This is a genomic window from Acidiphilium sp. C61 (assembly GCF_905116885.1).
Lineage (GTDB): Bacteria > Pseudomonadota > Alphaproteobacteria > Acetobacterales > Acetobacteraceae > Acidiphilium.
In genome coordinates this window covers 2,797,323-2,822,723 of sequence record NZ_CAJHNI010000005.1, presented here as the reverse complement: position 1 = coordinate 2,822,723, position 25,401 = coordinate 2,797,323, and the positions used below count along the sequence as shown (strand labels likewise).

24 protein-coding genes and 1 tRNA gene are annotated in these 25,401 nt (G+C 66.3%); 14 read left to right on the top strand and 11 right to left on the bottom strand.

Going from position 1 to position 25,401, the window contains the following annotated elements; translation table 11 throughout:
* Positions 1–52: 52 nt before the first annotated feature.
* Both rpoZ and folK read right to left on the bottom strand, forming a co-directional pair.
* Positions 53–463: a DNA-directed RNA polymerase subunit omega gene (gene rpoZ, locus HUW10_RS16055; RefSeq protein WP_174504394.1), complete on the bottom strand. Its 411-nt coding sequence runs from the start codon at positions 461–463 to the stop codon at positions 53–55.
* Positions 464–562: 99 nt separating this feature from the next.
* Positions 563–1,063: a 2-amino-4-hydroxy-6-hydroxymethyldihydropteridine diphosphokinase gene (gene folK / locus HUW10_RS16050; protein WP_174504393.1), complete on the bottom strand. Its 501-nt coding sequence runs from the start codon at positions 1,061–1,063 to the stop codon at positions 563–565.
* A gap of 106 nt (positions 1,064–1,169) precedes the next feature.
* Between folK and HUW10_RS16045 the strand changes: the two genes are divergently transcribed.
* From HUW10_RS16045 to HUW10_RS16035, 3 genes are read left to right on the top strand one after another with little or no spacing between them, the layout of a single operon-like run.
* Entirely contained in the window at positions 1,170–1,742 is a 573-nt protein-coding gene (locus tag HUW10_RS16045) for an NYN domain-containing protein (RefSeq protein ID WP_174504392.1), read from the top strand.
* Positions 1,743–1,765: 23 nt separating this feature from the next.
* Positions 1,766–2,401, top strand: a complete 636-nt coding sequence (locus HUW10_RS16040) for a uracil-DNA glycosylase (RefSeq protein ID WP_174504391.1) — start codon at positions 1,766–1,768, stop codon at positions 2,399–2,401.
* Positions 2,402–2,448: 47 nt separating this feature from the next.
* Positions 2,449–5,217 (top strand): ATP-dependent DNA helicase, encoded by a 2,769-nt coding sequence (locus tag HUW10_RS16035; RefSeq protein ID WP_174504390.1) that lies wholly within the window; start codon positions 2,449–2,451, stop codon positions 5,215–5,217.
* 113 nt (positions 5,218–5,330) lie between these two features.
* Here HUW10_RS16035 and HUW10_RS16030 read toward each other — a convergent pair.
* A protein-coding gene (locus HUW10_RS16030) for an IS5 family transposase (protein ID WP_371808630.1) occupies positions 5,331–6,085 on the bottom strand; the annotation gives its coding sequence in 2 pieces (ribosomal slippage) (positions 5,331–5,762 and positions 5,765–6,085; 753 coding nt in all).
* A gap of 121 nt (positions 6,086–6,206) precedes the next feature.
* Between HUW10_RS16030 and HUW10_RS16025 the strand changes: the two genes are divergently transcribed.
* The 8 genes from HUW10_RS16025 (at position 6,207) to HUW10_RS15990 (ending at position 17,166) form a co-directional block, all read left to right on the top strand.
* Positions 6,207–6,958, top strand: a protein-coding gene (locus HUW10_RS16025; protein ID WP_174502217.1) for an IS5 family transposase whose coding sequence is annotated in 2 segments (ribosomal slippage) — positions 6,207–6,537 and positions 6,537–6,958 — 753 coding nt in all. Because the reading frame shifts where the segments join, the coding sequence is not laid out codon by codon here.
* 71 nt (positions 6,959–7,029) lie between these two features.
* Positions 7,030–7,781 (top strand): IS5 family transposase gene (locus HUW10_RS16020; RefSeq protein WP_174502420.1). Its coding sequence is split into 2 segments (ribosomal slippage): positions 7,030–7,360 and positions 7,360–7,781, totalling 753 coding nucleotides; the frame shifts between segments, so codons are not numbered across the junction.
* A gap of 232 nt (positions 7,782–8,013) precedes the next feature.
* Positions 8,014–9,234 (top strand): outer membrane beta-barrel protein, encoded by a 1,221-nt coding sequence (locus HUW10_RS16015; protein WP_174504389.1) that lies wholly within the window; start codon positions 8,014–8,016, stop codon positions 9,232–9,234.
* Positions 9,235–9,405: 171 nt separating this feature from the next.
* A complete protein-coding gene (locus HUW10_RS16010; protein ID WP_174504388.1) occupies positions 9,406–9,684 on the top strand; it encodes a metal/formaldehyde-sensitive transcriptional repressor in 279 nt (92 codons plus the stop codon).
* Between the two features lie 8 nt (positions 9,685–9,692).
* Entirely contained in the window at positions 9,693–10,664 is a 972-nt protein-coding gene (dmeF, locus tag HUW10_RS16005) for a CDF family Co(II)/Ni(II) efflux transporter DmeF (RefSeq protein WP_174504387.1), read from the top strand.
* A 422-nt stretch (positions 10,665–11,086) separates the two neighbouring features.
* Positions 11,087–11,662, top strand: a complete 576-nt coding sequence (locus tag HUW10_RS16000) for a carboxymuconolactone decarboxylase family protein (RefSeq protein ID WP_174504386.1) — start codon at positions 11,087–11,089, stop codon at positions 11,660–11,662.
* A gap of 445 nt (positions 11,663–12,107) precedes the next feature.
* Complete coding sequence (locus tag HUW10_RS15995) at positions 12,108–13,364, top strand: FkbM family methyltransferase (RefSeq protein WP_174504385.1); 1,257 nt, start codon at positions 12,108–12,110, stop codon at positions 13,362–13,364.
* Between the two features lie 31 nt (positions 13,365–13,395).
* Entirely contained in the window at positions 13,396–17,166 is a 3,771-nt protein-coding gene (locus HUW10_RS15990) for a glycosyltransferase (protein ID WP_174504384.1), read from the top strand.
* Positions 17,167–17,257: 91 nt separating this feature from the next.
* On the opposite strand, the gene HUW10_RS15985 is transcribed toward HUW10_RS15990, so the two are convergent.
* A tRNA-Thr gene (locus HUW10_RS15985) sits at positions 17,258–17,332 on the bottom strand.
* Between the two features lie 88 nt (positions 17,333–17,420).
* Between HUW10_RS15985 and HUW10_RS15980 the strand changes: the two genes are divergently transcribed.
* The 3 genes from HUW10_RS15980 to murA are packed head-to-tail and all read left to right on the top strand — an operon-like array spanning position 17,421 to position 19,405.
* A complete protein-coding gene (locus HUW10_RS15980) occupies positions 17,421–17,597 on the top strand; it encodes a hypothetical protein (RefSeq protein WP_174504383.1) in 177 nt (58 codons plus the stop codon).
* Positions 17,588–18,142: a dCTP deaminase gene (gene dcd, locus HUW10_RS15975; protein ID WP_174504382.1), complete on the top strand. Its 555-nt coding sequence runs from the start codon at positions 17,588–17,590 to the stop codon at positions 18,140–18,142. Before HUW10_RS15980 ends, dcd begins: the two co-directional genes overlap by 10 nt.
* Before the next feature lie 6 nt (positions 18,143–18,148).
* Positions 18,149–19,405 (top strand): UDP-N-acetylglucosamine 1-carboxyvinyltransferase, encoded by a 1,257-nt coding sequence (murA, locus tag HUW10_RS15970; RefSeq protein WP_174504381.1) that lies wholly within the window; start codon positions 18,149–18,151, stop codon positions 19,403–19,405.
* Here the strand turns inward: murA and HUW10_RS15965 are convergent.
* The 7 genes from HUW10_RS15965 to HUW10_RS15935 all read right to left on the bottom strand — a co-directional run bounded on the left by HUW10_RS15965 (position 19,342) and on the right by HUW10_RS15935 (position 25,401).
* Positions 19,342–20,616: a cyclopropane-fatty-acyl-phospholipid synthase family protein gene (locus HUW10_RS15965; RefSeq protein WP_174504380.1), complete on the bottom strand. Its 1,275-nt coding sequence runs from the start codon at positions 20,614–20,616 to the stop codon at positions 19,342–19,344. The genes murA and HUW10_RS15965 overlap by 64 nt on opposite strands.
* 198 nt (positions 20,617–20,814) lie before the next feature.
* Complete coding sequence (gene rplI, locus HUW10_RS15960) at positions 20,815–21,375, bottom strand: 50S ribosomal protein L9 (RefSeq protein ID WP_174504379.1); 561 nt, start codon at positions 21,373–21,375, stop codon at positions 20,815–20,817.
* A gap of 12 nt (positions 21,376–21,387) precedes the next feature.
* A complete protein-coding gene (gene rpsR / locus HUW10_RS15955) occupies positions 21,388–21,675 on the bottom strand; it encodes a 30S ribosomal protein S18 (protein ID WP_174504378.1) in 288 nt (95 codons plus the stop codon).
* Between the two features lie 3 nt (positions 21,676–21,678).
* Entirely contained in the window at positions 21,679–22,155 is a 477-nt protein-coding gene (rpsF, locus tag HUW10_RS15950; RefSeq protein WP_174504377.1) for a 30S ribosomal protein S6, read from the bottom strand.
* Positions 22,156–22,299: 144 nt separating this feature from the next.
* Positions 22,300–22,599 carry a putative quinol monooxygenase gene (locus HUW10_RS15945; protein ID WP_174504376.1) on the bottom strand — a complete coding sequence of 100 codons (300 nt, stop codon included), beginning with the start codon at positions 22,597–22,599 and terminating at the stop codon, positions 22,300–22,302.
* 21 nt (positions 22,600–22,620) lie between these two features.
* Positions 22,621–24,609: an acetyl/propionyl/methylcrotonyl-CoA carboxylase subunit alpha gene (locus tag HUW10_RS15940; RefSeq protein WP_174504375.1), complete on the bottom strand. Its 1,989-nt coding sequence runs from the start codon at positions 24,607–24,609 to the stop codon at positions 22,621–22,623.
* A 3-nt stretch (positions 24,610–24,612) separates the two neighbouring features.
* Complete coding sequence (locus HUW10_RS15935; RefSeq protein ID WP_174504374.1) at positions 24,613–25,401, bottom strand: enoyl-CoA hydratase-related protein; 789 nt, start codon at positions 25,399–25,401, stop codon at positions 24,613–24,615.

The following is a 25,401-nucleotide window of genomic DNA, read 5'->3' as shown; positions in this document are numbered from 1 at the left end:
GTTGGTTCAATGCCAGCCCATCGCGCGGCGCGCCCACCGGTTCAAGGTCCGGTCAGCGGCGCGGACGGCCGCCGCCGAGCTCGGCCTCGATCGCCGCGGCGATGTCCTCGGAGGTCATTTCCTCGGATTCCGCGGCCATCGCGGCGGCTTCCTCCTCGGCGGAGACGTCCTGCAGGCCGAAAATGTTCTGGTCGGTCGGGATCAGGTCCTGCACCTCCTCATCGGCCGGCTCAGGGTCGGGGACGCGGGAGAGCGACTTGACCAGATCCTGCTCAAGCTCGCCGAAGACCACGGTGGAATCGGCGATTTCGCGGAGGGCGACGACGGGGTTCTTGTCGTTGTCGCGGTCGATCGTGATGGTGGCGCCGCGGGCGAGGTTGCGGGCGCGCTGGGCCGCGAGCAGCACGAGCTCGAACCGGTTGGGGATCTGTTCGATGCAGTCTTCGACGGTGACGCGGGCCATGGCAACACTCCAGCCGGGCGCACAAGGGCGCCGTGAACAACCTGATTGGGAAAAATAGCAACTTAGCGCCCGGCACGCAAGCGAACCGGTGCGTTCCTGCTACCAGCGCGAAATGCCGCGCATTTCCTCCGCCGGGAGTGCTGCAAGCAGCTCTGCTGCCGACGACTTAATCACAGGATGCACCCAATCGGGGGCGACATCAAGTAACGGCCGCAAGACGAAACCCCGCAAATGGGCGCGCGGATGCGGCAGAATGGGCGGGACCGCATTGCGTACGATACCGTTGACGTCGATGAGGTCCAGATCGAGTGTTCGCGCGGCGTTAAGGACGCTGCGGGTGCGGCCGAACGCGTCCTCGATCCGGTGCAGGGCGGCGAGCAGGTCGGCCGGATCGGGTGTGCCGGAGAACCGGGCGACACCGTTGCAATAGTCCGGCTGCGATGGATCGGGCGGCACCGGCGAAGTTCGATACCAACCCGAAGCCGCATCGAAACAAATATTTGGAATTTTTACGACGTCTTCCAAGGCACGAAAACATGTGTCATACGGTGAGACACTCTCTGCGAAAGACAGGTTTGCACCGAGCGCGACCAGAATCATGAATGCTACTCTTGCTTGCGTGACATATCGGCGCAACCGTGATAGCCGAACCTGTTTTAAGCAACATGTTTGACCGAACTATATTATCCCTGAAAGGCTTTTTCTGATGCGCCTGTTACCACAAGAAAAAACGGCTTTGTTCATCGATGGCGCAAATCTGTATGCAGCGTCTCGTGCCCTGGGTTTCGACGTGGATTACAGGAGACTTCTTGAATTTTTCGACAAGTCGCACCTGATCCGGGCGCATTATTACTCTGCCCTGCTGGAGACCGAGGAATATTCGCCGCTGAAGCCCCTCACCGACTGGCTTGCCTATAACGGATATACCCTGGTCACCAAGCCGGCCAAGGAATTCACCGATGGCGCCGGGCGGCGCCGGGTGAAGGGCAACATGGATATCGAACTCGCGATCGACATGCTCGAAATCGCGCCGCATATCGATCATGCCGTGCTGTTCTCGGGCGATTCCGATTTCCGCCGGCTCGTCGAGGCGGTGCAGCGGCGGGGCGTGCGCGTGTCGGTCATCTCGACCATCAAGACCAGCCCGCCGATGATTGCCGACGAGTTGCGCCGGCAGGCGGACCAGTTCGTCGATCTTGCCGATATCGCACCCGAGTTTACCCGCCGGCAGACCGAGCCGAAGCAGCGCACGCAGCGCGCCGAGGCGACCCAGGACTGAGCCCTTCGGGGACCGAACCGCCGATGCCAGCGGAGCCGCCGCGCGACTGCCAGCTTTGCCCGCGCCTTGCGGAATTTCGCGCGGCGAACGGCGCGGCGTTTCCCGGCTGGTTCAATGCGCCGGTGCCGGGCTTCGGCCCGCGCGAGGCGCGGTTGCTGGTCGTCGGGCTGGCGCCGGGGCTGCGCGGCGCCAACCGCACCGGCCGGCCCTTCACCGGCGATTTCGCCGGCAAGCTGCTCTATGGCACGCTGCTGAAATTCGGCCTCGCCAGCGGTGTTTATGCCGAGCGCGCGGATGACGGGCTGGAGTTGCTGGATTGCCGGATCGTCAATGCGGTGCGCTGCGTGCCGCCGGAAAACCGGCCGCTGCCGGCCGAGATTTCCGCCTGCAACCCGTTCCTGAAAGACGAGATCGCGGCGATGACGCGGCTGCGCGGCATACTCGCGCTCGGCGGCGTCGCGCACCAGGCGACGCTGCGCGCCTTCGGGTTGCGGGCGAGCCATGCGCGGTTCGGCCATGGCGCGATGATCGAGCTGCCGGGCGGCATCGCGCTCGCGGACAGTTTCCACGTCTCCCGCCTCAACACCAATACCGGCCGGCTGACCGCGGCGATGTTCGAATCGGTGGTCGGCACCCTGCTCGCGCGGATCGCCGGCTGATTTCCGCGCCCTTTGGCGAAACCGCCGGCGCGGGATAGAGAGACCGCATGGAGTCCGCGCATCCCCCTGCCCCGCAAGCCGCGCCATCGCTGGTGACGGCGCATGGCAGGGCGGCACTGCTCGATCCCGATGGCGAGTTGCGGCTGCTCACCGCCGCGCAGGCGCGGGCGGCGCTGCGCGACCTGCCGCCGCCCCTCGTGGTGCATGGCCCGGCGACGCTGCGGCGGCTCGACCTGTCGATCCCGGTGTTCGACCTGCTCGACCTGTTCGCCTTCGTGCTGCCGGCGGTGACGGCGGCGCCGACCCCGTCGGGCCTTGCCCGCGCCCTCGATTTCGATCCGCCGGCCACGATCGAGGCGGCGGCTGCATTGCTGCCGGACATCGCCACCGCCTTGCTCGGCCGGCTCGGCCAGGGGGCGGCGCTGCCGATGAACCGGCGGGCCGCGGGGCTTGCGGCGCTGATGGGGGAAGCCGGCTGGCCCTGGGCGAAGCCGGTGGCGGCAGCGCTGGGCGAGCCCGCCGCACGGCCCGACCGCGCGGCGCTGCGACTCGGCGTGATCCTGCCCGAATGGGAGGAGGAGGCGCCGCGGCCGCCACCCTTGGCCTATGCTGTGCCGCCGGACGCGGCGCGCGCGCGGCTGGCCGAGTTGCGCGGCGGCGCGGCGGAAGCGCGACCGGCGCAATCGGATTACGCCTCGGCCTCGACCGCCGCCTTTGCGCCGCCGGAAGCCGAGGGCGCGCCGCATTGCGTGCTGGCCGAAGCCGGCACCGGGACCGGCAAGACGCTCGGCTACCTCGCCCCGGCCTCGCTCTGGGCCGAGCGCAACCAGGGCAGCGTGTGGATCTCGACCTATACGCGGCACTTGCAGCGGCAGATCGAGCAGGAGACCGCGCGGCTGGAGAGCAATGCCGCGCGACGCCGGCAGCGCGTCGTGCTGCGCAAGGGGCGGGAGAACTATCTCTGCCTGCTGAATTTCGAGGACGCGACCGCCGGGGCGCGGGGGGGCAATCTTGTCGGCCTCGGGCTGGTCGCGCGCTGGGCGCTGGCCTCGGGCGACCATGACATCGCCGGCGGCGACCTGCCGGGCTGGTTCGCCGAGCTGTTCGGCACCGGGCTGCTCGCGCAGATCGCCGACCGGCGCGGCGAGTGCATCCATTCGGCCTGCGCGCACTGGAAGCGCTGCACGATCGAGCATGTGATCCGCCGCGCCCGCGGCGCCGATCTCGTGATCGCCAACCATGCGCTGGTGATGGCGCAGGCGGTCTGGGGCGGGCTCGATGATGCGAGCGTGCCGACGCGCTATGTGTTCGACGAGGGGCATCATCTGTTCGACGCCGCCGATTCCGCCTTCGCGGCCGAGCTTTCCGGCGCCAGCATGGCGGAGTTGCGCCGGTGGCTGCTCGGCGCCGAGGGCGGGCGGTCGCGCGCGCGGGGGCTGGCGCGGCGGCTGGAGGATCTGGTCGGCGCGGATTCGCAGCTCGCTCCGCCGCTGGAGGCGATGCGGGCGGCGGCGCGGGTGCTGCCTGGCGGGGCGGCGCTGGCGCGGCTTGCCGACCCGGCGGCCACGCGCGACGAGATCGGCCCCGGCGCGGCCGAGGCCTTTCTCGCCGCCCTCGCCGCCCAGGCCCGCGCCCGCGCCACCCCGGCCGAGCGCGACGCCGCACTGGATATCGAGGCGGATCTCTACCCGGCCGAGCCGGAGCTTGCCGCCGCCGCCGCCGATCTCGGGCGGGATCTCGCCCGGCTCGAAACGCCGCTCGCGTCGCTGCGCGCACGGCTCGCGGCGCGGCTGGACGAGGAGGCCGGCACCATCGAGAGCGCCGAACGGCAGCGAATCGAGGGGGCGATCCGCGGCCTCACGCGCCGCGCGCTCGATCCGGTGGCGAGCTGGCGGCGGATGCTCGCCGCCGTCACCGCCGCGCCGCCGGAGCCGGGCGAACGGCCGCGTCACGTGCTGTTCATCCGCCATGGCCGCGACAGCGCCCTGCTGTCGCACCTGCTCGACCCGACCGAGGCATTCGCCGATGCCGTGGCGAGCCGGGCGCACGGGCTGCTGATCACCTCGGCGACGCTGCGCGACCGCACCACCGCCGTCGAGGATGCCGAGCAGGATGCCGAATGGCGGCGGGCCGAGGCGCGCAGCGGCGCCACCCATCTCGCAGCACCGGCGATCCGCGCCGCGTTCGCCTCACCCTTCGACTATCCGGCGCAGACCCGGATTTTTATCGTGCGCGACAATCTCCGCGCCTCGCCCGAGACGCTGGCCGCGGGGTTCCGCGCCCTGTTCCTCGCCTCGGGCGGCGGCGCGCTGGGGCTGTTCACCGCGATCGCGCGGCTGCGCGACGTGCAGGCGCGGATCGCCCCCGCGCTGGATGCGGCCAACATTCCGCTCTTCGCCCAGCATGTCGATGCGATGAACAACGCGACCCTGGTCGAGAGTTTCCGCGCCGAGCGGAATGCCTGCCTGCTCGGCACCGACGCGATGCGCGATGGGGTCGACATTCCGGGCAACGCGCTGCGTCTCGTCGTGTTCGAGCGGACGCCCTGGCCGCGGCCGGACATCCTGCACCGGGTGCGACGCACCCATCTCTCGGACGGCGATCCGCGCGGCTATGACGATGCGATCGTCAGGCTCCGACTGCGGCAGGGATTTGGCCGGCTGATCCGCCGCGCCGATGACCGCGGCGTGTTCGTGCTGCTGGACCGGGCGTTTCCCTCGCGACTCGAGAGCGCGTTTCCGCCCGGCGTTGCCGTAGAGCGCGTGGGGCTGGCCGAGACGGTCGAGGCCGTGCGGCAGTTTTTCGCAGCGTCTTAGAGCACTTTCCGATCCGATTGGATCGGATGTAGTGCTCTATCACATTGATAAACAGAGCATCTTTATCCGATTAGATGATTCCATCTGATCGGATGATGCTCTAGGCTCTGGACTCAACTGATCCAAGATGTGACGGCGAGGACAAGGCAAATACCAGCGAGGAAATTTCGTGCGGTTTTGTCATATCGTGTGGCGATGGCGCGCCAGTCCTTGAGCCTACAGAAGGCGCGTTCGATGAGATTGCGCTTTCTGTAGGCGACGGGGTCGAAGGGCGGAATGGCGCGGCGGTTGGGCATGGGCGAGATCACCGGCCTGGTGCCTTGGCGGGTGAGGAAGGTGCTAAGATCATCAGCGTCGTAGGCTTTGTCGGCGATCAGCTCTTCTGGTGGCGGTATTGTGGGCAGAAGCGCCCTCGCGCCGCTGATGTCGGAGGCCTGTCCTGGCGTCAGGAGGAGTGCGGCGATGCGTCCCTGCTCATCTGCGACGGCGTGGATCTTGGTCGTCCGTCCACCCCTCGACCGGCCGATGGCCTGGCTTTGCGCCCCCCTTTACCGCCCGCGGCCGCGCGATGTGCCCGAACCGAGGTGCTGTCCACCATGGCGATGCGCGGCGGATCCGCGCAGGCGACAAGCGCCGCGAAGATCTCCTGCCAGAGGCCACGCTGGCTCCAGCGGTTGAACCGGTTGAACACAGTGGTTCGTGGCCCATAGGCCTCAGGAAGCGCTCGCCATCGCAAGCCCTCGCGAAAGCGATGCAGGATGCCGCTCAGCACCCGGCGGTCATCAACCCGAGGCTTGCCGCCAAGCTTCGGCAGCAATGGTTCGATCGCAGCCCATTGCGTGTTGTTCAGCCAGAAAAGTTCCGCCATGTTCCAAGTCCTCCGAACAGACTTGAATCAGACGCCCCGTAGTCATGGCAATAGGTACAGAACCTAGGGTTTGTGGGGATTTGGGATTCCCATTTGGGTGTTGCTGTGATTCAAGCTGTGAATGGAACGATTTGTACTGACGGACGCCCAATGGGCGAGGATGGAACCGCATTGTCTTGACAAGGCGAGTGACCCTGGCCGCAGCGGGCGGGACAATCGGCTGTTTCTGGAAGCGGTACTTTGGATTGTCCGCACTGGCAGTCCGTGGCGTGATCTGCCTTCGATGTTTGGCAACTGGAGCACGGCCTACCGCCGGTTCAACGACTGGCGCCGCGCTGATGTTTTCAAACGGATTTTCGACGCGGTATCTGATGAACCCGATATGGAATACGCCATGGTCGACGCCACGATCGTCAAGGTCCACCGTCACGGCCAGGGCGCAAAAGGGGGACTCAAAGCCAGGCCATAGGCTGTTCCAAAGGTGGCATGACAACCAAAATCCTGGCGCTGACGGATGCCCTGGGCAACCTTGTGCGCTTTCGTCTCATGCCGGGCAATCGCCATGACGGCATCGAGGTCCCGCCACTGATCGACAACGTCGAATTCGGTGGATTGATCGCAGACAAGGCATTCGACAGCAACGCTCTGGTCGCAGAACTCAACGAAAGAGGCGCCCGGGTCGTCATTTCCCAGCATCCGGCCCGGGCACTGAAGCTGAAAATCGACCGCGAAATCTACAAATGGCGTCATCTGGTCGAGAATTTCTTCTGCAAGCTCAAAGAGTTCAAACGCATCGCCCTGCGCGCCTGCAAAACAGACCAGAGCTTCCAGGCAATGATCTACCTCGCCGCAGCCGTCATCAACTCACGATGAATCCCTACAAACCCTAGGGTTTGTGGGGATTTGGGATTCCCATTTGGGTGTTGCTGTGATTCAAGCTGTGAATGGAACGATTTGTACTGACGGACGCCCAATGGGCGAGGATGGAACCGCATTGTCTTGGCAAGGCGAGTGACCCTGGCCGCAGCGGGCGGGACAATCGGCTGTTTCTGGAAGCGGTACTTTGGATTGTCCGCACTGGCAGTCCGTGGCGTGATCTGCCTTCGATGTTTGGCAACTGGAGCACGGCCTACCGCCGGTTCAACGACTGGCGCCGCGCTGATGTTTTCAAACGGATTTTCGACGCGGTATCTGATGAACCCGATATGGAATACGCCATGGTCGACGCCACGATCGTCAAGGTCCACCGTCACGGCCAGGGCGCAAAAGGGGGACTCAAAGCCAGGCCATAGGCTGTTCCAAAGGTGGCATGACAACCAAAATCCTGGCGCTGACGGATGCCCTGGGCAACCTTGTGCGCTTTCGTCTCATGCCGGGCAATCGCCATGACGGCATCGAGGTCCCGCCACTGATCGACAACGTCGAATTCGGTGGATTGATCGCAGACAAGGCATTCGACAGCAACGCTCTGGTCGCAGAACTCAACGAAAGAGGCGCCCGGGTCGTCATTTCCCAGCATCCGGCCCGGGCACTGAAGCTGAAAATCGACCGCGAAATCTACAAATGGCGTCATCTGGTCGAGAATTTCTTCTGCAAGCTCAAAGAGTTCAAACGCATCGCCCTGCGCGCCTGCAAAACAGACCAGAGCTTCCAGGCAATGATCTACCTCGCCGCAGCCGTCATCAACTCACGATGAATCCCCACAAACCCTAGAGCACGTTTTAGAACACGTTCCGATCCATCAGGATCGGATAATCCGGCTGCACCTGAAGCGGCGGCCGACACTGCGCCCCCCTTCGCGCGTGGGGCTGCGGGATTTGCGGACCATCCAAAGATATGTTTAATTGAAGTAACGATCTGTCCTATTTTCTGTACGTTTTAAATAAATTTTTACGATACGGATCCCGAACGGGATCGCAGGAGGCATTATGAAAACCGCGCTGCCGCCCGCCTTGGGCCGGAATTCCCGTAAACTGAGACTGCTGACCAGCGTCTGCGCCGCCGTGGTGTTCGGCACGGTGCAGCCGGCCGAGGCTCTGAACGGCCCGGCCCCCATGACATTCGACGGCGGCGCGCTCGGCCCGCTCGTCGTCAGCGGCGGCATCGACGGGTATGGCTACGCGCTGACCGGCACCGGCAAGGTCGGCCGGCACGACCTGCTTCGCTCGAGCCGGAATTTCGGCGCGGAGCTGATGAACAGCCAGATCTCGCTGCAAAAGCCGACGGGCCTCGTGCGGTTCACCTTGCAGGTCGGCTCGGTCAACTCGCTCTCGCTCGGCACGGCGCCGGCGGCCACCTCGGTGAATACATTCGCAACCGGGCCGATCTATGCCGCCTATGTCACGCTCGCACCGAGCCCGCATCTCTCGGTCTCGGTCGGGCAGATCGACTCGCTCGAGGGCTACGAGGCCGGGATCGACTGGGGCAATCCGAGCGTGCTGACCACGGCACTCTACAATGTGCAGAACTACCAGAGCCTCGGCGTCATGCTGAATGTCTCGAAAGGGCCGGTGAGCGCGAGCGTCGCCTTCGGTGACGGTTTCGATACCGGCGTGTTCAATTTCCTCCAGGGGCTGGTGAACTACAATTTCAACCGCAACAACGTGCTGTCGGTCTATGGCGCGACCAATCTGAGCCGGACCGGCGCCCTCGCCCATACCTATGGCAGCGCGGCGAAACCCTATGGCCAGAGCCTTGTCGGGCCCGGCAACGTGCAGATCAATTCGTCGATGGTCGGCGCCTATTACAGCTACACGCGCGGCAACCTCAATCTCGTGCCGGAAGCGCAGTTCGTATACGCGAAGAAGGACATCAAGGCGGGCATCCGCAAGACGACGACGGATTTCGGCGCCGCGCTGTTTGCCAACTACACGTTCGGCCACGGACCCTATTCGCTGGGCGGATGGGTGGAGTATTTCGCGGCGAGCGGGTTTGGCTCGAACGGGTTCGGCAACTGGTTCCTGCAGCCGAATGCGAAGGGGATCGGGATGTCGATCACGCCGACCTGGCAGAAGAACCATCTGTTCGTCCGCGGCGATCTCGGCGTGCTGCACCTGCTGAATGGCGGGGACGGGGTGATCGGCTACGGCGCCAGCGGCAAGCAGCCGAACCAGGCGACCCTGGTGCTCGAAGCGGGGCTACTGTTCTGATCGTCCGCACCTGATCGGAGCATTGTCCGATCCGGATGGATCGGATGATGCTCTATCCCCGCGGCCACAAACCCCGAATGCAGGAACTCGAATTCGGGGTTTGGAGGGGTGATTGCCCTGAGTGCGTTCCACGGGTTGGATAGTGTGGGGGAGTATGCTACGCTCGCTCGCATGACACATGCCATCCGGGACAAGCGGAAGCTGCTGGCACGGGTCGGCCGCATCCGCGGGCAGGTCGAGGCGATCGAACGCGCGCTCGAGGCCGAGGCGGGATGCGAAACCGTCATGCAGCAGATCGCCGGCGTGCGCGGTGCCGTGGCCGGGCTGATGGCCGAGATCGTCGAGGATCATGTGCGGAACCATCTCGTCGATCCTGAAACTCACCCCGATGCGCTGGACCGGGATGCCACCGACCAGTTGCTGGCGGTGATCCGCGCCTACCTGAAATGAGAGACGCCATGCCAGACAGCCACGCCGATCGCAGCGCCGCCGATCACAATCACGTGTTTCTCCGCGCCGATCACGCGCGCAACGAGCAGCGCACCTGGTGGGTGATCTGGATCTGCACCGCGATGATGCTGATCGAGGTGATTGGCGGCTCGCTTTACGGCTCGATCGCGCTGGTGGCGGACGGGCTGCACATGAGCACGCATGCCGGCGCGTTGCTGCTGGCAGCCCTCGCCTATCGCTACGCCCGCAAGCACGCGGATGACCCGCGGTTCAGCTTCGGCACCGGCAAGTTCGGCGACCTCGCCGGCTTCAGCAGTGCCATCATTCTCGCGATGATCGCCCTGCTGATCGGGTTCGAGGCGGTGCGCCGGTTCTTTGCGCCGGTGACGATCGATTTCGCTCAGGCGCTGCCGATCGCGGGGCTCGGCCTTGTCGTCAATGTCGTCAGCGCGCTGATCCTCGGGCTCGGGCATGACCATCATCACGATCATGGTCATCATCATGGCCACGACCACGACCACGACCACGACCACGACCACGACCATAATCACGCCGCGACCGGGCGGGACAACAACATGCGGGCGGCCGTGGTGCATGTGGCGACCGACGCGGCGGTGTCGGTTCTGGTGATCGTAGGCCTGCTGCTGGCGCGGGCCTTTGGCTGGCTGTGGATGGACCCGGTGGTGGGCATCGTTGGCGCCCTCGTCATCGCCAGCTGGGCGTTCGGGCTGATCCACGATACCGGCGCGATCCTGCTCGACATGACGCCGGACCGGAAACTTGTGCGGCGGCTGCGCGAAACCATCGAGGCCGATGGCGACGAGCTGAGCGACCTGCATCTGTGGCGGCTCGGACCGGGCCATCTCGGCGCCATTCTGAGCGTGCGCTCGGCCACGGGGATGAGCCCGGACGCCTATCGGCAGAAACTCGCCGGCTTCACCTCCCTCTCGCATTTGACGATCGAAGTGCGGATGCGCTGAGCGAAGCGGCGCGTCTCCATCGCGCCGCGGGCCTGGTTTCATGACGGGTTACCGAGATTCCGGGTTCCGGGCGCCGTGACGGGCATCCAGGATTTTAGAGCATCATCCGATCAGATGGAACCATCTGATCGGATAAAGATGCTCTAATTATCAACAAGATAGAGCACGACATCCGATCCGGATGGATCGGAACGTGCTCTAGAGCATCATCCGATCAGATGGAACCATCTGATCGGATAAAGATGCTCGATTTATCAATATACTAGAGCACTACATCCGACCCAGCCGGATCGGAAAGTGCTCTAGCGGGGAATTTTATCGGGGATTGTTTTCAAACGAACGTTTGATTATAAACAACCCACAGATGGAAGAGCGACGGGCCGCGCCTGTCGTGCCACCCACCCATTCATGAAGAGGTTACGATGACCGCTGACGCAAGACTGAACCTCCCCGCCCTCACGCTCGAAACCGCATCGCCCACCGCGCGCGCCGTGCTGGAAAAGGCCAAGGCACAGGTTGGCTTCATTCCCAACATGTATGCGAACATGGCGAATTCGCCCGGTTTCCTTGACACGTATCTCGACGGCTATGTGCGGTTCCGCACCGATTCCGGCATGACTTCTGTGGAGCAGGAAGTGGTCTTTCTGGTGATCAGCCGGGCCAATGGCTGCGGCTACTGCACCGCGGCGCACAGCATGATCGCCGACAAGATGTCGCAGGTGCCGGCCGATGTGCTGGCCGCGCTGCGCGAGGGCCGGACCATCGCCGATGCGAAGCTCGCAGAGCTGGCGCACTTCACCCAGGTGATTTTCGATACCCGCGGCCGCCCGACGCAGCAGGATCTCGAACGCTTCCGCGCCGCCGGCTACGTCGACCGGCACGCGCTGGAAATCGTTCTCGCCATGGCGGTCAAGACGCTCAGCAACTACGCCAACCACCTGTTCCACACCGAGGTGGACAGCATGTTCTCCGGCTACAAGCTGCCGACCGCAGCCTGATCATTGCGCCCCATCCGGTCCATGTCGGAGCGGATGGGGGATCGCACACCGGATTTCAGGGCGCCTTCCGGCAAGATCGCCGGAAGGCGTTTTTTGTTCATAACATGATCATACGATCAGATGAGGCTCCAGGGAGCCTCAGGATGCGCGTTGGTTGGCGGACGCGCACGCCATGGCGGGCATCCTCGCCTCGGCGGCTTCCGTAGCCTGGAAGCCGCGCTGCGGCACCGCCGCCGCGCCACGATTTTCCGTATTTCTACAAGGAATTATATTTTATTTAGTCCGATGTTATTATTGCGACGAAGCCTTAATATCGTCTAATCCGCGTGGACAAGCGGAGCATCCTGATACTTTCGTAAACACAAAACGATCATTCGGAAAATGGACGGCATGGCGCGCGGCAGCGCCGGACATGCTGCGGCGGCAAGACCCGATTTTGGACATCATGGACGCACAGACCGACGCATTCGTTGATTTCATATCCTACGCGCAGAATTTCGAAGACGTCATGCTCTGGCGTGCCCTGAAACATGTCGGCGCGGGCAGGTATGTCGATATCGGCGCCCAGGATCCGACGATCGATTCGGTCAGCCTCGCCTTCTACGAGCGCGGCTGGCGGGGCGTGCATGTCGAGCCTAATCCGGATTACGCGTCGCTTCTGCGCGCGGCACGGCCGGACGAGACGGTCATCGAGGCCGCCATCAGCCCGACGGGCGGGACCATTTCGTTCTTCGAGATTGCGGATACCGGGCTGAGCACCGGCGTCGCCGCGATCGCCGAGGCGCATCGGCACGAGGGCTTCGCGTCGCGGCGGATCGAGGTGCCGGCGATGACGCTGTCCCGCGTGCTGGACCGCTTCGAGGGAACCGAGGTTCACTGGCTGAAGATCGATGTCGAGGGCATGGAAGAGGATGTCATTGCGAGCTGGGCGCCCTCGACCGTCAGGCCGTGGATCGTGGTGGTCGAGAGCACCCGTCCGGGTCTGCCCGACCCGACCGGCAGGCCCTGGGAGAACGCCCTGCTCGGCCATGGCTACGAGCTGGTGTATCGCGACGGGCTGAACCATTTCTATCTGAGCCACGACCATCTCGACCTGAAGCATCATTTCGATGTTCCGCCCAATGTATTCGATTATTTCAAGTTGAGCGGACGGGCCTCGTCGCGCCTGTGCCATCACGTCGTGCAGGAGGCCGAGGCGGAACGGGCGAACCTGCTCGGACGGATCGCCAGCCTCGAAACCCGCCTGCGGGAGGCGACGAGGCTCGCTGAAGACGCAGAGGCGCGGCAGGCGGCGACGAGGCGCCAACTCGAACAGGGCAAGGCGTGGCTCGACGAGGCAAGGCAGCAGCTGCAAGCGATCCATGCCAGCCGGTCCTGGCGCATGACCGGTCCGCTGCGAGCCGCGACGACGAGGCTGCGATGGCTGCGGAACGGGACGCGGGCCTGGGCCCGGCTCGCGCCGGGTAGCCGGCCGCACCGGGTCGGACTGCGGATGATCCAAGCCTTGTCGCGCTGGCTGCTTCACCATCCCCGTCAGCATGACATGGCGGTGCGGCTGCTCGATCGGGTTCCCGCCGCGCGCGCCCTGCTCCACCGCTTCACCCGGTCACACGAGGCGGCGGGGTCGATGATGTGGCGGTTGCCCGGACCGGCCGGCCTGTCGCCACGGGCACGGCAAATCCATCTCTGGATGAAGTCCTGAACCGAATTCTGGCTGACGGGAACCGGCAATCATGCGCATCGTCATCGACCTGCAAGGCGCGCAGAGCGCCAGCGGCCAACGCGGGATCGGCCGATATTCGCTCAATTTCGCCCAGGCGCTGGCACGCAACAATACCGGCCACGAGATCATCATCGCGCTGAATGCGCTGTTTCCCGAGACCATCCGGCCCATCCGCGCGGTATTCGAGGGCGTGCTGCCGGCGGAGAATATCGTGGTCTGGGATGCGCCCGGCCCCGTCGCCGCGATCGACCCTGCGAATGCCGGGCGGCAGGCGGTGGCGGAACGAATCCGCGAGGCGTTCATCGCCTCCCTCGCCCCCGACATCGTCCATCTCTCCAGCCTGTTCGAAGGCTTCGTCGATGACGCGGTCACCAGCATCGGCCGCCATGGCGCCGCGTGCCGGGTGAGCGCCACGCTCTACGATCTGATCCCCCTGCTCAACCAGGACCAGATCATGAAGGATAATCCGGCCTATGCGGCGCATTATTTCCGCAAGCTGGAAGATCTGAAACGCGCTTCACTGCTGCTGGCCATTTCCGGCTCGGCCGCCGGCGAGGCGATGGATCATCTCGGCTGGGATCCAGCGAAGATCGTCGCCGTCGGCACCGGTGCGGATGGGCGGTTCAGGCGGAGCGACATCGGCGCCGAGGCGCGCCTCGCCCTGCTTGGCCGGCTCGGGCTGCGCCGGCCATTCTTCATGTATGTGAGCGCGCCGGATGCCCACAAGAACCATCGCCGGCTGATCGAGGCCTATGCCGGTCTGCCCGCCACGGTGCGGCAGGCGCATCAACTGGCCTTCATCGGCCATTTCCAGCCGCGGGAACGCGAAGCCTTCGAGCGTCATGCCGCGGGCTGCGGGCTTGCGGCCGACGAGCTGGTGATGATCGACGGCGTGGCGGATGATGATCTGAACACGCTCTACAACCTGGCCAAGGGGTTCGTCATGCCATCCTGGCATGAGGGGTTCGGGCTGCCCGCGGTCGAGGCGATGCTCTGCGGCCGCGCCGCGATCGGCAGCCGACGCGCCAGCCTTCCGGAGGTCATCGGCCGGGATGACGCGCTGTTCGACCCGTTCGACGTCGCGGACATGCGCCTCGTGCTGCATCGCCTCGCCACCGACGACCCATGGCGCGCGGAGCTGGAGGCGCACGCCATTACGCATGCGCGCCAGTTCACCTGGGATCGGGTGGCGGCGAAGGCGCTGGAGGCTTTCGCCCGGACCGCTGACGCCACCGCGAGCCCACCGCCGGCGCCGGCGCGGGACGGAGCCAAGGACGGGGCCAAGGCCGGGTACAGGGACGGGAACGGCAGAAAGCGCCTCGCCTTCTTCTCGCCGATGCCGCCGCAACCGAGCGGGATCAGCGACTACAGCATGGAACTGCTCCCGGCGCTGGCCGCCCATTACGACATCGATATCGTCGTGGAGCAGACCAGCATCGACAAAGACGGGCTGCCCGCATCGATCGGCGTCCGGTCGGCCGCGTGGTTCGGGGAGCACGCGCACGACTACGACAGGATCCTCTACCAGTTCGGCAATTCGCCGTTCCACGACTACATGTTCGAGACGCTCCCGGCGCATCCGGGCATGATCGTGCTGCATGACTTCTTCATGTGCGGCCTGTTCGGCCACCGGCTGCAGTTCAGCCGCGAGGCCGTGGCGCGGGAATTGGTCGGCGAGCATGGCTACGCCGCGGCGATGGATGTGCGCGACGCCGCGGATGTGCGCCGCGCGCTGGGGAACTACCCCGCGAACCTGCAGCTTTTGCAGGGGGCGATCGGCGTGATCGTCCATAGCGAACACGCGCGACAGCTCGCGGCAAGCTGGTTCGGGGCGACCGGCGCGCGGGATTTCGTTGCGATCCCGCTTTTGCGGGCCCCGACCCAGGACCGTGACCGCGAAGCGGCGCGGGCATCGCTCGGCATCGGGCCCGACGACCTGCTGATCTGCTCGTTCGGATTTCTCGACCCGGTGAAGCTCAACGACAGGCTGCTCGATGCCTGGCTGGGCAGCAGGCTGGAGAGCGATGGCAGGACGCTTCTGGCTTTCGTCGGCCAGAACGAGGGCGGCGTCTATGGCCGCGCCCTCGCCGAGCGCATCCGCACTTCGGCGTACCGGGATCGTGTGCGGATCACCGGGTGGACACAGCGCGGGGTTTACGAAACCTATCTCGCGGCCGCCGATATCGCGGTCCAGCTGAGGACGGGATCGCGCGGCGAAACCTCCGCCGCCGTGATCGACTGCATGAACCACGGCATTCCGACGATCGTGAATGCCCACGGCACGATGGCCGAACTCGATCCTTCCGGGGTCCGGATGCTGCCGGATGAATTCCGGACCGATGAACTTCTCGATGCCCTCAGCGCGCTTGCCGGGGATGCCGGCGCGCGCAGCGCTCTCGGAGAGCGTGCGCGATCGATCATCCGGACGCAGCACGCGCCGGGAATATGCGCCGCGCGATATGAGCAGGCGATCGAGACGGCGTATGCACGCGACGCAAGGGGGCTTGGCGGCCTGATCCACGGCCTGCGCGCGATGGCGATTCCACCCGCGGAGCAGCAGCGGGTCGCAACCTCGCTGGCCCGGAATTTTCCCGCGCATCCGCGCTGCCGGCAATTGCTCGTCGATGTCTCCACCCTGGCACGGACGGATCTGCGCACCGGGATCGAGCGCGTGGCGCGGGCGGTGCTGCGGCAATGGCTCACCCATCCGCCGGCGGGATGGCGGATCGAGCCGGTCTACGCCACCGCGACCACCGCCGGCTATCGCTATGCCAGGCAATTCACCTGCCGCTTCCTTGGCATAGAGGACTCCGGGATCGAGGATGGCGTGGTCGAGGCGTGGTCCGGTGACGTGTTTTTCGGCCTCGACTTCGCGCCGGACATCGTCGAGTTGCAGCAGGATCATTTGCGCGCGTGGCAGAACCGGGGCGTGAAGGTCTGGTTCCTGGTCCATGATCTCCTGCCGGTCCTGACGCCTGAGATGTTTCCCGAGGGGGTTGATCAGGGCCATGCGCGATGGCTGCGGACGATCGGTCGGTTCGACGGGATCATCTGTGTCTCGAGATCCGTCCTGGCCGATGCGACGGCCTGGTATGCCGACGGCGCCTCGTCCCCATCGCAGCGCCGGGAATGGATCCATCACGGCGCCGATCTGATGCAGTCCGCGCCAAGCCGGGGCATGCCCGACGATGCGCGGCAAGTGCTGGCGAGGCTGGGCGAGCATCCGGCGTTTCTGATGGTCGGCACGATCGAGCCCCGCAAGGGGCATCTGCAGGCCATCGCGGCATTCGAGCAGCTCTGGGCACGAGGTGTCGAGGCGACGCTCGTCATCGTCGGCCAGGAGGGCTGGAAGGTGCTGCCGGATGCGCAGAGGCGAACCATTCCGCGTATCGTGGAGACGCTGCGCACCCATCCGGAACGGGGCAGACGCCTGTTCTGGCTCGAAGGGATCAGCGACGAGTATTTGGAGGCCGTCTATGCGGCCAGCACCTGCCTGATCGCGGCAAGCGAGGGCGAAGGCTTCGGCCTGCCGCTGATCGAGGCGGCGCAGCACGGCCTGCCGATTCTGGCACGCGATCTGCCGGTGTTCAGGGAAGTGGCGGGCGAGCAGGCGATCTATTTTTCCGGCAAGGCGGCGGCGGATCTCGCCGACGCGGTCGAGGACTGGCTTGCGAGGTTCCGGCGCGGCGAAACCCCCGATCCGGCACGTATTCCCTGGATCACCTGGGAAGAGACCACCGCCATGATTGGCCGGCATCTCGGCATGGGGACAGAATCCTGACCCTCATGGGGCAGGGTAGCGGCGTGAGCAATGCTGCCGCCGCGTTACGCTATATCAGGATTTATGGGGAAATCAGGATTTACGGGGAAACTGGTGCTGTCAGAGGGAATTGAACCCTCGACCTCCTCATTACCAATGAGGTGCTCTACCCCTGAGCTATGACAGCGCCGCGTTGCGGGGCGGTATATCGAAAGGTGCCGCGGGGCGCAAGCCGGCCACTTGACGCCGGCGCCGCAAACCCGCTTTGTCCTGCCATGAACGGCAGGACAAAAGACAGGCGCCCGGAAGCCGAGGCCGCCGCGGCAGCGCGCAGGCAGCGCGAGGCCGAGGCGCTGCGCGCCAATCTCGCGCGCCGCAAGCAGCAATCGCGGGCCCGCGCGGAGACACCGCCGCCAGCGCAGGAACCGGCGGGAGACTCGCCATGCCGGTGATGCCGGATCACTGGATTCGCGCGCAGGCCGTTTCGCACGGGATGATCGAGCCCTTCGTCGAGACCCAGAAGCGCGACGGGGTGATTTCCTACGGCCTGTCGTCCTACGGCTATGACGCCAGGGTGGCCGACGATTTCAAGATTTTCACCAATGTGGATTCCGCGGTCGTCGATCCGAAGGATTTTTCATCCGACAGCTTCGTCGACCGCAAGGGGCCGGTCTGCATCATCCCGCCGAATTCCTTCGCGCTGGCGCATACGGTCGAATATTTCCGCATCCCGCGCGACGTGCTGGTGATCTGCCTCGGGAAGTCGACCTATGCGCGCTGCGGGATCATCGTGAACGTCACCCCGCTCGAACCCGAATGGGAGGGCCAGGTGACGATCGAGATCTCGAACACCACCCCCCTGCCCGCCAAGATCTACGCCAATGAGGGGATCTGCCAGTTCCTCTTTCTCCAGGGCGCTTCACCTCCCGAGATCAGCTATGCCGACAAGGCCGGCAAATACATGCGCCAGCGCGGCGTTTCACTCCCCAGACTGTGAGGCTTCATGGATAGAATCCGCATCCGCGGCGGCCGCCCGCTGGAGGGCGTCATCGACATTTCCGGCGCCAAGAATTCGGCGCTGAAAGTCATGGTCGCCGGCCTGCTCACCGATGAGCGGCTGGAACTCGAGAACGTTCCGGCGCTCGCCGATGTCGCGACCATGGCGCAGTTGCTGGCACAGCACGGCATCGCCGTCGAGGAAGCCGGGGCCAAGCGGTTGTCGCTGGGCGGCGCCATCACCAATACCGAGGCGCCCTACGACATCGTGCGCAAGATGCGCGCCTCGATCCTCGTTCTCGGCCCGCTGCTGGCGCGCACCGGCGAAGCGCGCGTGTCGCTGCCCGGCGGCTGCGCGATCGGCACCCGCCCGGTCGACCTGCACCTCAAGGGGCTGGAGGCGATGGGAGCCGAGATCACCCTCGATGGCGGCTACATCAACGCCCGCGCGCCGAAGGGGCTGCATGGCGCGACGATCACCTTTCCCTTCGTGTCGGTCGGCGCGACCGAGCAGCTTCTGCTCACCGCCACGCTGGCGGAGGGCGAGACCGTGCTGGTCAATGCCGCGCGCGAGCCGGAGATCGGCGATCTCGCCGAATGCCTGAACAAGATGGGCGCCGAGATCACCGGCATCGGCTCGGACCGGCTCACGATTCGCGGGGTGAAGGCGCTGCACGGCGCGCGGCACACGATCCTGCCGGACCGGATCGAGGCCGGCACCTATGCCTGTGCCGCCGCGATCACCGGCGGCGGCGTTCTGCTGCGCGGCGCACGGCTGTTCGACCTCGGCGCGCTGGTCGCCACCCTCGGCGAGGCCGGGGTGGACGTGATGGAAGCCGCCGACGGCGTCGCCATCAGCCGGCGCAACGGGCTGCATGGCACCGATGCGATGACCGAGCCCTTCCCCGGCTTCGTGACCGACATGCAGGCGCAGTTCATGACGCTGATGGCGGTGGCCGAGGGGGCCTCGATGATCACCGAGACGATCTTCGAGAACCGCTTCATGCATGTGCCCGAGCTGAACCGCATGGGCGCGCGCATCAACGTCCATGGCTCGTCGGCGATCGTGCGGGGCGTGCCGGGGCTATCCGGCGCGCCGGTGATGGCGACCGACCTGCGCGCCTCGTTCTCGCTGGTGCTCGCGGGCCTCGCCGCGAAGGGCGAGACCATCGTCAACCGCGTTTATCATCTCGACCGGGGCTATGAGGCGGTCGAGCGGAAACTCGCCGCCTGCGGCGCGGAGATCGAGCGGCTCAGGGACTGAGCCGCCCGCTCGGCATCCATCATGTAGTCCCGCGTGAGCGGGACGGCATCCTGGCGGCGGGCAAGCTGGATCTGGAAGACCATGTGGTCCTGCACCTCGAAGGCGAGTTGCGAGCCGGCGAGGTAGAATTCGAACATGCGGCAGAAACGCTCGTCGTAGAGCGAGGCGATGGCATCGCGGTTGGAGGCGAAGCGCTTCCGCCAGAGGGCAAGCGTCTTCGCGTAATGCAGCCGCAGGATCTCGATATCGGTGCTGCGCAGGCCGGAGCGCTCGAGCGGGGCGAACACCTCGGAGAGCGAGGGCGAATAGCCGCCGGGGAAGATGTATTTCGCAAGCCACGGGCTGGTCACATCCGGGCCGTCGAACCGGCCGATGGCATGCAGCAGCGCCACGCCATCCGGCTTCAGGCAGCGCTCGATCGTGGCGAAGAAGCCGGGGTAATTGGGCTGGCCGACATGCTCGAACATCCCCACCGAGACGATGCGGTCGAAGCGGCGGGTCATCGCGCGGTAATCCAGCAGCTCGAACCTGACGCGATCGGCCAGCCCCTCGGTGGCGGCGCGGCTTCGGGCTTCGGCGAGCTGCTCCTCGGACAGGGTGATGCCGGTGACCCTGGCCCCGTAGTCGCGCGCCAGCGTCAGCGCCATCCCACCCCAGCCGCAGCCGATGTCCAGCACCTCCAGATCCGGGCGGTCGAGCAGCAGCTTGGCGGCGATATGCCGCTTCTTCGCCGCCTGCGCCTCGTCGATCGTCTCGTCGCCGCGCGGGAAATAGCCGCAGGAATATTGCCGGTCGCGATCGAGGAACAGGGCGTAGAGACGGCCGTTCAAATCATAGTGATGCGCGACATTGCGCTTCGCGCGGCGAGCGTCGTTGAGCTGCGCCAGCGGCCGCAGCAGGCGGCCCAGCGCCCGGCGTGCCCGCAGGACCGGCACCCGCCCCTCGATATCCTGCACGCTCGACAGCAGCACATGCAGGACATCGTAGATCGTGACGTCGACCGGCTCGATCGAACCGTCCATGTATCCCTCGCCGAGGGCCATGGCGGGATCGGTCACGAGACGGCGGATCGCCGCCTCGTCGCGAAGGGCGATGGTCGCCGTGCGGCCGGGGCGGCCGGCATAGTGGGAGGTCGTTCCATCGGGCCAGACCACGCCCAGATCGCCGCAGGCAACCAGGCGTTTCAACAGCTTGTCCAGTAACTTCCGCATGACAAATCTCCGCCGGCTGAAGAACCTGGAAAGGATTTGGTAACGGGCACTGTCGCGTAAAAGAGGGAAATGGCAGAAAGGCTACCATTCCATGCCGGAGCGCTGCCCGGCGGCGGGGGATCGGAGCAAACTGCAAAAAAAACGGCGCCGATCCGTGGATCGGCGCCGTCTGTCAGCTCTGGAAGCGTCAGGCTACGATCAGGCGGTCTGTTCCGCGGCCTCGGCGTCTTCCTCGCCGGTCTCGAGTTCGTATTCGCTTTCCTCGCGCACGATCGACTCGCCACGCGCCTGCTTCTCGGCCTCTTCCGGCGAGCGGGCGACGTTGACGACAACGTCGATCACGACTTCCGGATGCAGCGCCACGTGAACGGTGGCGAGACCCAGCGTCTTGATCGGGTTGACCAGCAGCACCTGGCTGCGGGCGATGCCGAGGCTCGCCTCGCCGCACGCATCGGCGACGTCGCGCGAGGTGACCGAGCCGTAAAGCGAGCCGGCGTCGCTCGCCTGGCGGATCAGCGTCACGGTCAGGCCGGCGACGCGCTCGGCGATGCGCTCGGCCTCCTCGCGGCGCTTGAGGTTCTGCGCCTCGAGATGGGCGCGCTCACGCTCGAAACGCTCGCGGTTCTGCTTGGTGGCGCGCACGGCCTTGGCCTGCGGCAGGAGGAAGTTGCGGGCGTAGCCCGGCTTCACCTTCACCACATCGCCCATCTGCCCGAGATGCTCGACGCGCTGGAGCAGGATCAGTTCGACTTGTGCCATGATTCTAGCTCCTCAATCGACCACGTAGGGGAGCAGGGCGAGGAATCGGGCGCGCTTGATGGCGCGCGCGAGTTCGCGCTGCTTCTTGGCCGAGACGGCGGTGATGCGGCTCGGCACGATCTTGCCGCGCTCGGAGAGGAAGCGCGAGAGCAGCCGCACGTCCTTGTAGTCGATCTTCGGGGCGTTGGGGCCGGAGAACGGGCAGGCCTTGCGGCGGCGGTAGAACGGGCGGCGTGCGCCGACCGCGGCGCGACGGGCGGCCGGGGTATTGACCGGCGCGGTCTCGATGCTGTCGGACATGGCTCAGTTCTCCTCGTTGTTCTCGTCGTCGCGATCGGTGCGGAACTCGTCGCGGGCGCGAAATTCCTCGCGGTCATCCGGGCCACGGCGGCGGCCGGAATCGAAGCGGCCAGCCGGCTTCGGCCCACGGAACCCGCGCTCGCGGTCACGGTCATCGCCACGGCGGGCGAGCGGCGCGGAGGGCGCTTCGTCGATCTCGTCGATGCGAATGGTCATGAAGCGCAGCACGTCTTCGTTCAGGCCGAGCTGACGCTCCATCTCGCTGATCGTCGCCGGTTCGGCGTCGAGCCCGAGCAGGACGTAGTGGCCCTTGCGGTTCTTCTTGATCCGGTAGGCGAGATTGCGCAGGCCCCAGTATTCGCGCTTCTTCACCGCACCGCTTTCGCCCTCGACCTGTGCGGCCACGGCGTCGGTAATGGTGTCGACCTGCTGTTGCGTGATTTCACTGCGCGCGATGAGCACGCATTCATAAAGCGGCATCTGTCCCCCTATGGTTGATGTCAGCCCCGGCGCCGGTGGGCGCCAATTTCCCCCATGGAAACGGGCATAGCCGGGCGAAATGCCATTCGCCCGGCAGGGTGCAGCGGGAATTGCACAATCCCCGCCGGATGGCAAGCGGGCGGGTCAGAGCGGGCGCGGCGCGGCGATGTCGTAAAGCGTGATATCGCGGCCGAGCACGCCGATTTCGCGCAGCGCCGCGCGCCAGACCTGCATGTGCGCGGAGGCGGCATGGGCATCGAGCGCCGCCTGGTCGGTCCAGCGCTCGCTGACGCGGATCAGCCCGGGTTCGAGCACGTCTTCGGCGAAGGCATATTCGATGCAGCCGGCCTCCGCCCTGGTCGCGTTGATCATCGCCGCCATCGGCGCGCGCGCCGCCGCCATCCGCTCCGCCGGCAGCCTGATCGTTCCCATGATGCACAGCATGCTTGGTCTCCCCATTGTTTGTCAGTCGTGATCGTCGGCGAAGGCCATCAGCTCGGCGCCGTCCTCGACGAGGTCGCCCACCGCGCAGTCGATGGCGGCGATCGTGCCGTCGCGCGGGGCGGTGATGCGGAACTGCACCTTCATCGCCTCGATTACCGCGAGCAGATCGCCCGCCTTTACACTGTCGCCCGCAGCGACGGCCAGTTCGACCACCTTGCCGGGCATGACGCTGCGCACCCGCGAATCCGCCCCTTCGGCCTCGCCCGTCGCTTCATGCGGGTCGACCGGGACCAGCGCGTGGCGGACCCCATCGGTGAAGACGACGATCCGCTCGCCCTGCCAGGCGGCGCGCAGCCGCGTCACCTCGCCCTCAAGCTCGACCAGCTGCGCGCCTTCCGCGCCGGTCGCGATGCTGACCGCGACCGCCCTGCCCCCGCTTTCGAGCCGGAAGCGGCCTGCATCCTGGAGATGCAGGCGGAGATGGTGGGTGGTGCCGTCCTCCGCGAAGGCCACGTCCTGATGGCGCGCGCCGTTCAGCCGCCAGGCGGTGCGGGTGGCCCAGGGCGACCACGGATCGGCCGGGTCGGGCACATGCGGCTGGGCGGCGAGCCAGCACTGCGATGCCGCCGCCAGCACGGCGAGCGGGGCGGCTTCGCGGGCCGGCAGCAGGGAGGCCTCGTGGCGGGCGATGAAGCCGGTGTCGAAGGAGGCGGCGCGGAAATCGGGATGGGTGACGATGCGGCGCAGCAGGCCGAGATTGGTCTGCACCCCGTCGATCTCGCAAGCGGCGAGCGCCTGCGCCATCTGCCGCAGCGCGCCGTCGCGGTCCTCGTCCCAGGTGACGAGCTTGGCGATCATCGGGTCGTAATGCACCGATACCGCATCGCCCTCGCGCACGCCGGACTCGATCCGCACATGCCGGCTCTCCGCCGGCAGCCGCAGCCGCGCCAGCGTGCCGGTGGAGGGTGCGAAGTCGCGCGCCGGATCCTCGGCATAGAGCCGCACCTCCACGGCATGGCCGCGCCGGGCGATCCGCTCCTGCGACAATGGCAGCGCCTCGCCGGCGGCGACGCGGAACTGCCATTCCACGAGGTCGATCCCGGTGATCATTTCCGTCACCGGGTGCTCGACCTGCAGGCGGGTGTTCATTTCCATGAAGTGGAACGCGCCGTCCTCGGCGATGAATTCGACCGTGCCGGCGCCTTCATAGCCGATCGCCCGCGCCGCATCGCAGGCGGCACGTCCCATCGCCGCGCGCATCGTCTCGTCGATCAGCGGCGCCGGGGCTTCCTCGATGATCTTCTGGTGCCGCCGCTGGATCGAGCAGTCCCGCTCGTGCAGCGAGACGACGTTGCCGTGCCTGTCGGCAAAGACCTGGATCTCGATATGGCGCGGCCTGGTCAGGTATTTCTCGACCAGCACGCGGTCGTCGCCGAAGGCGGCGCGCGCCTCGCCCTTCGCGAGGTCGAGCCCGGCGGCGAAATCGGCCGGCGCGCGGACCACGCGCATGCCCTTGCCGCCGCCGCCGGCGGAGGCCTTGATCAGCACCGGATAGCCGATCGCCGCCGCTGCCCGCGCCAGCATCGCCGGATCCTGATCGGCGCCGTGATAGCCGGGGACCAGCGGCACGCCGGCCCGCTCCATCAACGCCTTGGCCGCCGATTTCGAGCCCATCGCCCGGATCGCTGCGGCAGGCGGGCCGACGAAAATGATCCCCGCAGCGGCACAGGCTTCCGCGAAATCAGCGTTCTCGCTGAGAAACCCGTAGCCCGGATGGATCGCCTCGGCGCCGGTGCGGCGCGCTGCTGCGATGATCCGCTCGATCGCGAGATAGCTCTCCGCCGCCGCCGGCGGCCCGATCCTGATCGCGTGGTCGGCCAGCGCGACATGCGCGGCACCGGCATCGGCGTCCGAGAATACCGCGATGCTGCGCAGCCCCATCCGCCGCGCCGTGCGGATCACCCGGCAGGCGATCTCGCCGCGATTGGCGATCAGGACCGACCCGAACACGGCTCAGCCCTCCCGCCAGGCGGGCGGCCGTTTTTCGAGAAAGGCGGTCAGGCCTTCCCGTGCCTCGGCGGTCGCGCGGCGGTCGGCGATGCGGCGCGCCGTCATCGCCACCAGCGAATCGTCGATGACGCGATGGGCGACATCGGCCACGAGCGCCTTCGCATCGGCCTGCGCCTCGGGCCCGCCCTGGGCGAGGGTCGCGATCATCGCGTCCCGCGCCGCCGCCAGCCCGTCGCGCGGCGCCACGATATGCGCCAGCCCGATCCGCATCGCCTCCAGTGCCGGGATCACCTCGGCGGAGCAGAAATAGCGCCGCGCCTGGTGCGGCCCGATCGCGGCGATGACATAGGGGCTGATGACCGCCGGGATCAGGCCGAGCCGGACCTCGGAGAAGCAGAATTTCGCATCCTCGGCGGCGATCACGATGTCGCAGCATGCCGCAAGCCCGGCACCGCCGCCGAAGGCCGCGCCCTGCACCAGCCCGATCACCGGCTTCGGCAGGTCGTTCAGCGTCCGCATCAGCCGGCCCAGCCCCATCGCGTCCGCCCGGTTCTGGTCGGGGGTGTAGGCGGCGCTGCGGCGCATCCAGTTGAGATCGGCACCGGCGGAAAAGCTTTTCCCCCGCCCCTCCAGCACGACGCGGCGGACGTGCGGATCCGCGCCCACCCGTTGGCAGGTGTGGGTCAGCGCGGCGATCATCACCTCGTCGAACGCGTTGTGAAGCTGCGGGCGGTTCATCGAAATCGTCGCGGTGCCGTCGGCGCCGACGGCAAGCTCAACCGGATCACTCAT

Bases quoted from the DNA above. Each gene is read 5' to 3' on its own strand.
- folK (WP_174504393.1), bottom strand. From the start codon at position 1,063: ATGATTCTGGTCGCGCTCGGTGCAAACCTGTCTTTCGCAGAGAGTGTC.
- rpoZ (WP_174504394.1), bottom strand. From the start codon at position 463: ATGGCCCGCGTCACCGTCGAAGACTGCATCGAACAGATCCCCAACCGG.
- dmeF (WP_174504387.1), top strand. From the start codon at position 9,693: ATGCCAGACAGCCACGCCGATCGCAGCGCCGCCGATCACAATCACGTG.
- HUW10_RS16045 (WP_174504392.1), top strand. From the start codon at position 1,170: ATGCGCCTGTTACCACAAGAAAAAACGGCTTTGTTCATCGATGGCGCA.
- dcd (WP_174504382.1), top strand. From the start codon at position 17,588: ATGCCGGTGATGCCGGATCACTGGATTCGCGCGCAGGCCGTTTCGCAC.
- rpsR (WP_174504378.1), bottom strand. From the start codon at position 21,675: ATGTCCGACAGCATCGAGACCGCGCCGGTCAATACCCCGGCCGCCCGT.
- HUW10_RS16040 (WP_174504391.1), top strand. From the start codon at position 1,766: ATGCCAGCGGAGCCGCCGCGCGACTGCCAGCTTTGCCCGCGCCTTGCG.
- HUW10_RS15945 (WP_174504376.1), bottom strand. From the start codon at position 22,599: ATGCTGTGCATCATGGGAACGATCAGGCTGCCGGCGGAGCGGATGGCG.
- HUW10_RS15965 (WP_174504380.1), bottom strand. From the start codon at position 20,616: ATGCGGAAGTTACTGGACAAGCTGTTGAAACGCCTGGTTGCCTGCGGC.
- rplI (WP_174504379.1), bottom strand. From the start codon at position 21,375: ATGGCACAAGTCGAACTGATCCTGCTCCAGCGCGTCGAGCATCTCGGG.
- HUW10_RS15990 (WP_174504384.1), top strand. From the start codon at position 13,396: ATGCGCATCGTCATCGACCTGCAAGGCGCGCAGAGCGCCAGCGGCCAA.
- HUW10_RS15935 (WP_174504374.1), bottom strand. From the start codon at position 25,401: ATGAGTGATCCGGTTGAGCTTGCCGTCGGCGCCGACGGCACCGCGACG.
- HUW10_RS15980 (WP_174504383.1), top strand. From the start codon at position 17,421: ATGAACGGCAGGACAAAAGACAGGCGCCCGGAAGCCGAGGCCGCCGCG.
- murA (WP_174504381.1), top strand. From the start codon at position 18,149: ATGGATAGAATCCGCATCCGCGGCGGCCGCCCGCTGGAGGGCGTCATC.
- HUW10_RS16035 (WP_174504390.1), top strand. From the start codon at position 2,449: ATGGAGTCCGCGCATCCCCCTGCCCCGCAAGCCGCGCCATCGCTGGTG.
- HUW10_RS16010 (WP_174504388.1), top strand. From the start codon at position 9,406: ATGACACATGCCATCCGGGACAAGCGGAAGCTGCTGGCACGGGTCGGC.
- rpsF (WP_174504377.1), bottom strand. From the start codon at position 22,155: ATGCCGCTTTATGAATGCGTGCTCATCGCGCGCAGTGAAATCACGCAA.
- HUW10_RS16015 (WP_174504389.1), top strand. From the start codon at position 8,014: ATGAAAACCGCGCTGCCGCCCGCCTTGGGCCGGAATTCCCGTAAACTG.
- HUW10_RS15995 (WP_174504385.1), top strand. From the start codon at position 12,108: ATGGACGCACAGACCGACGCATTCGTTGATTTCATATCCTACGCGCAG.
- HUW10_RS16000 (WP_174504386.1), top strand. From the start codon at position 11,087: ATGACCGCTGACGCAAGACTGAACCTCCCCGCCCTCACGCTCGAAACC.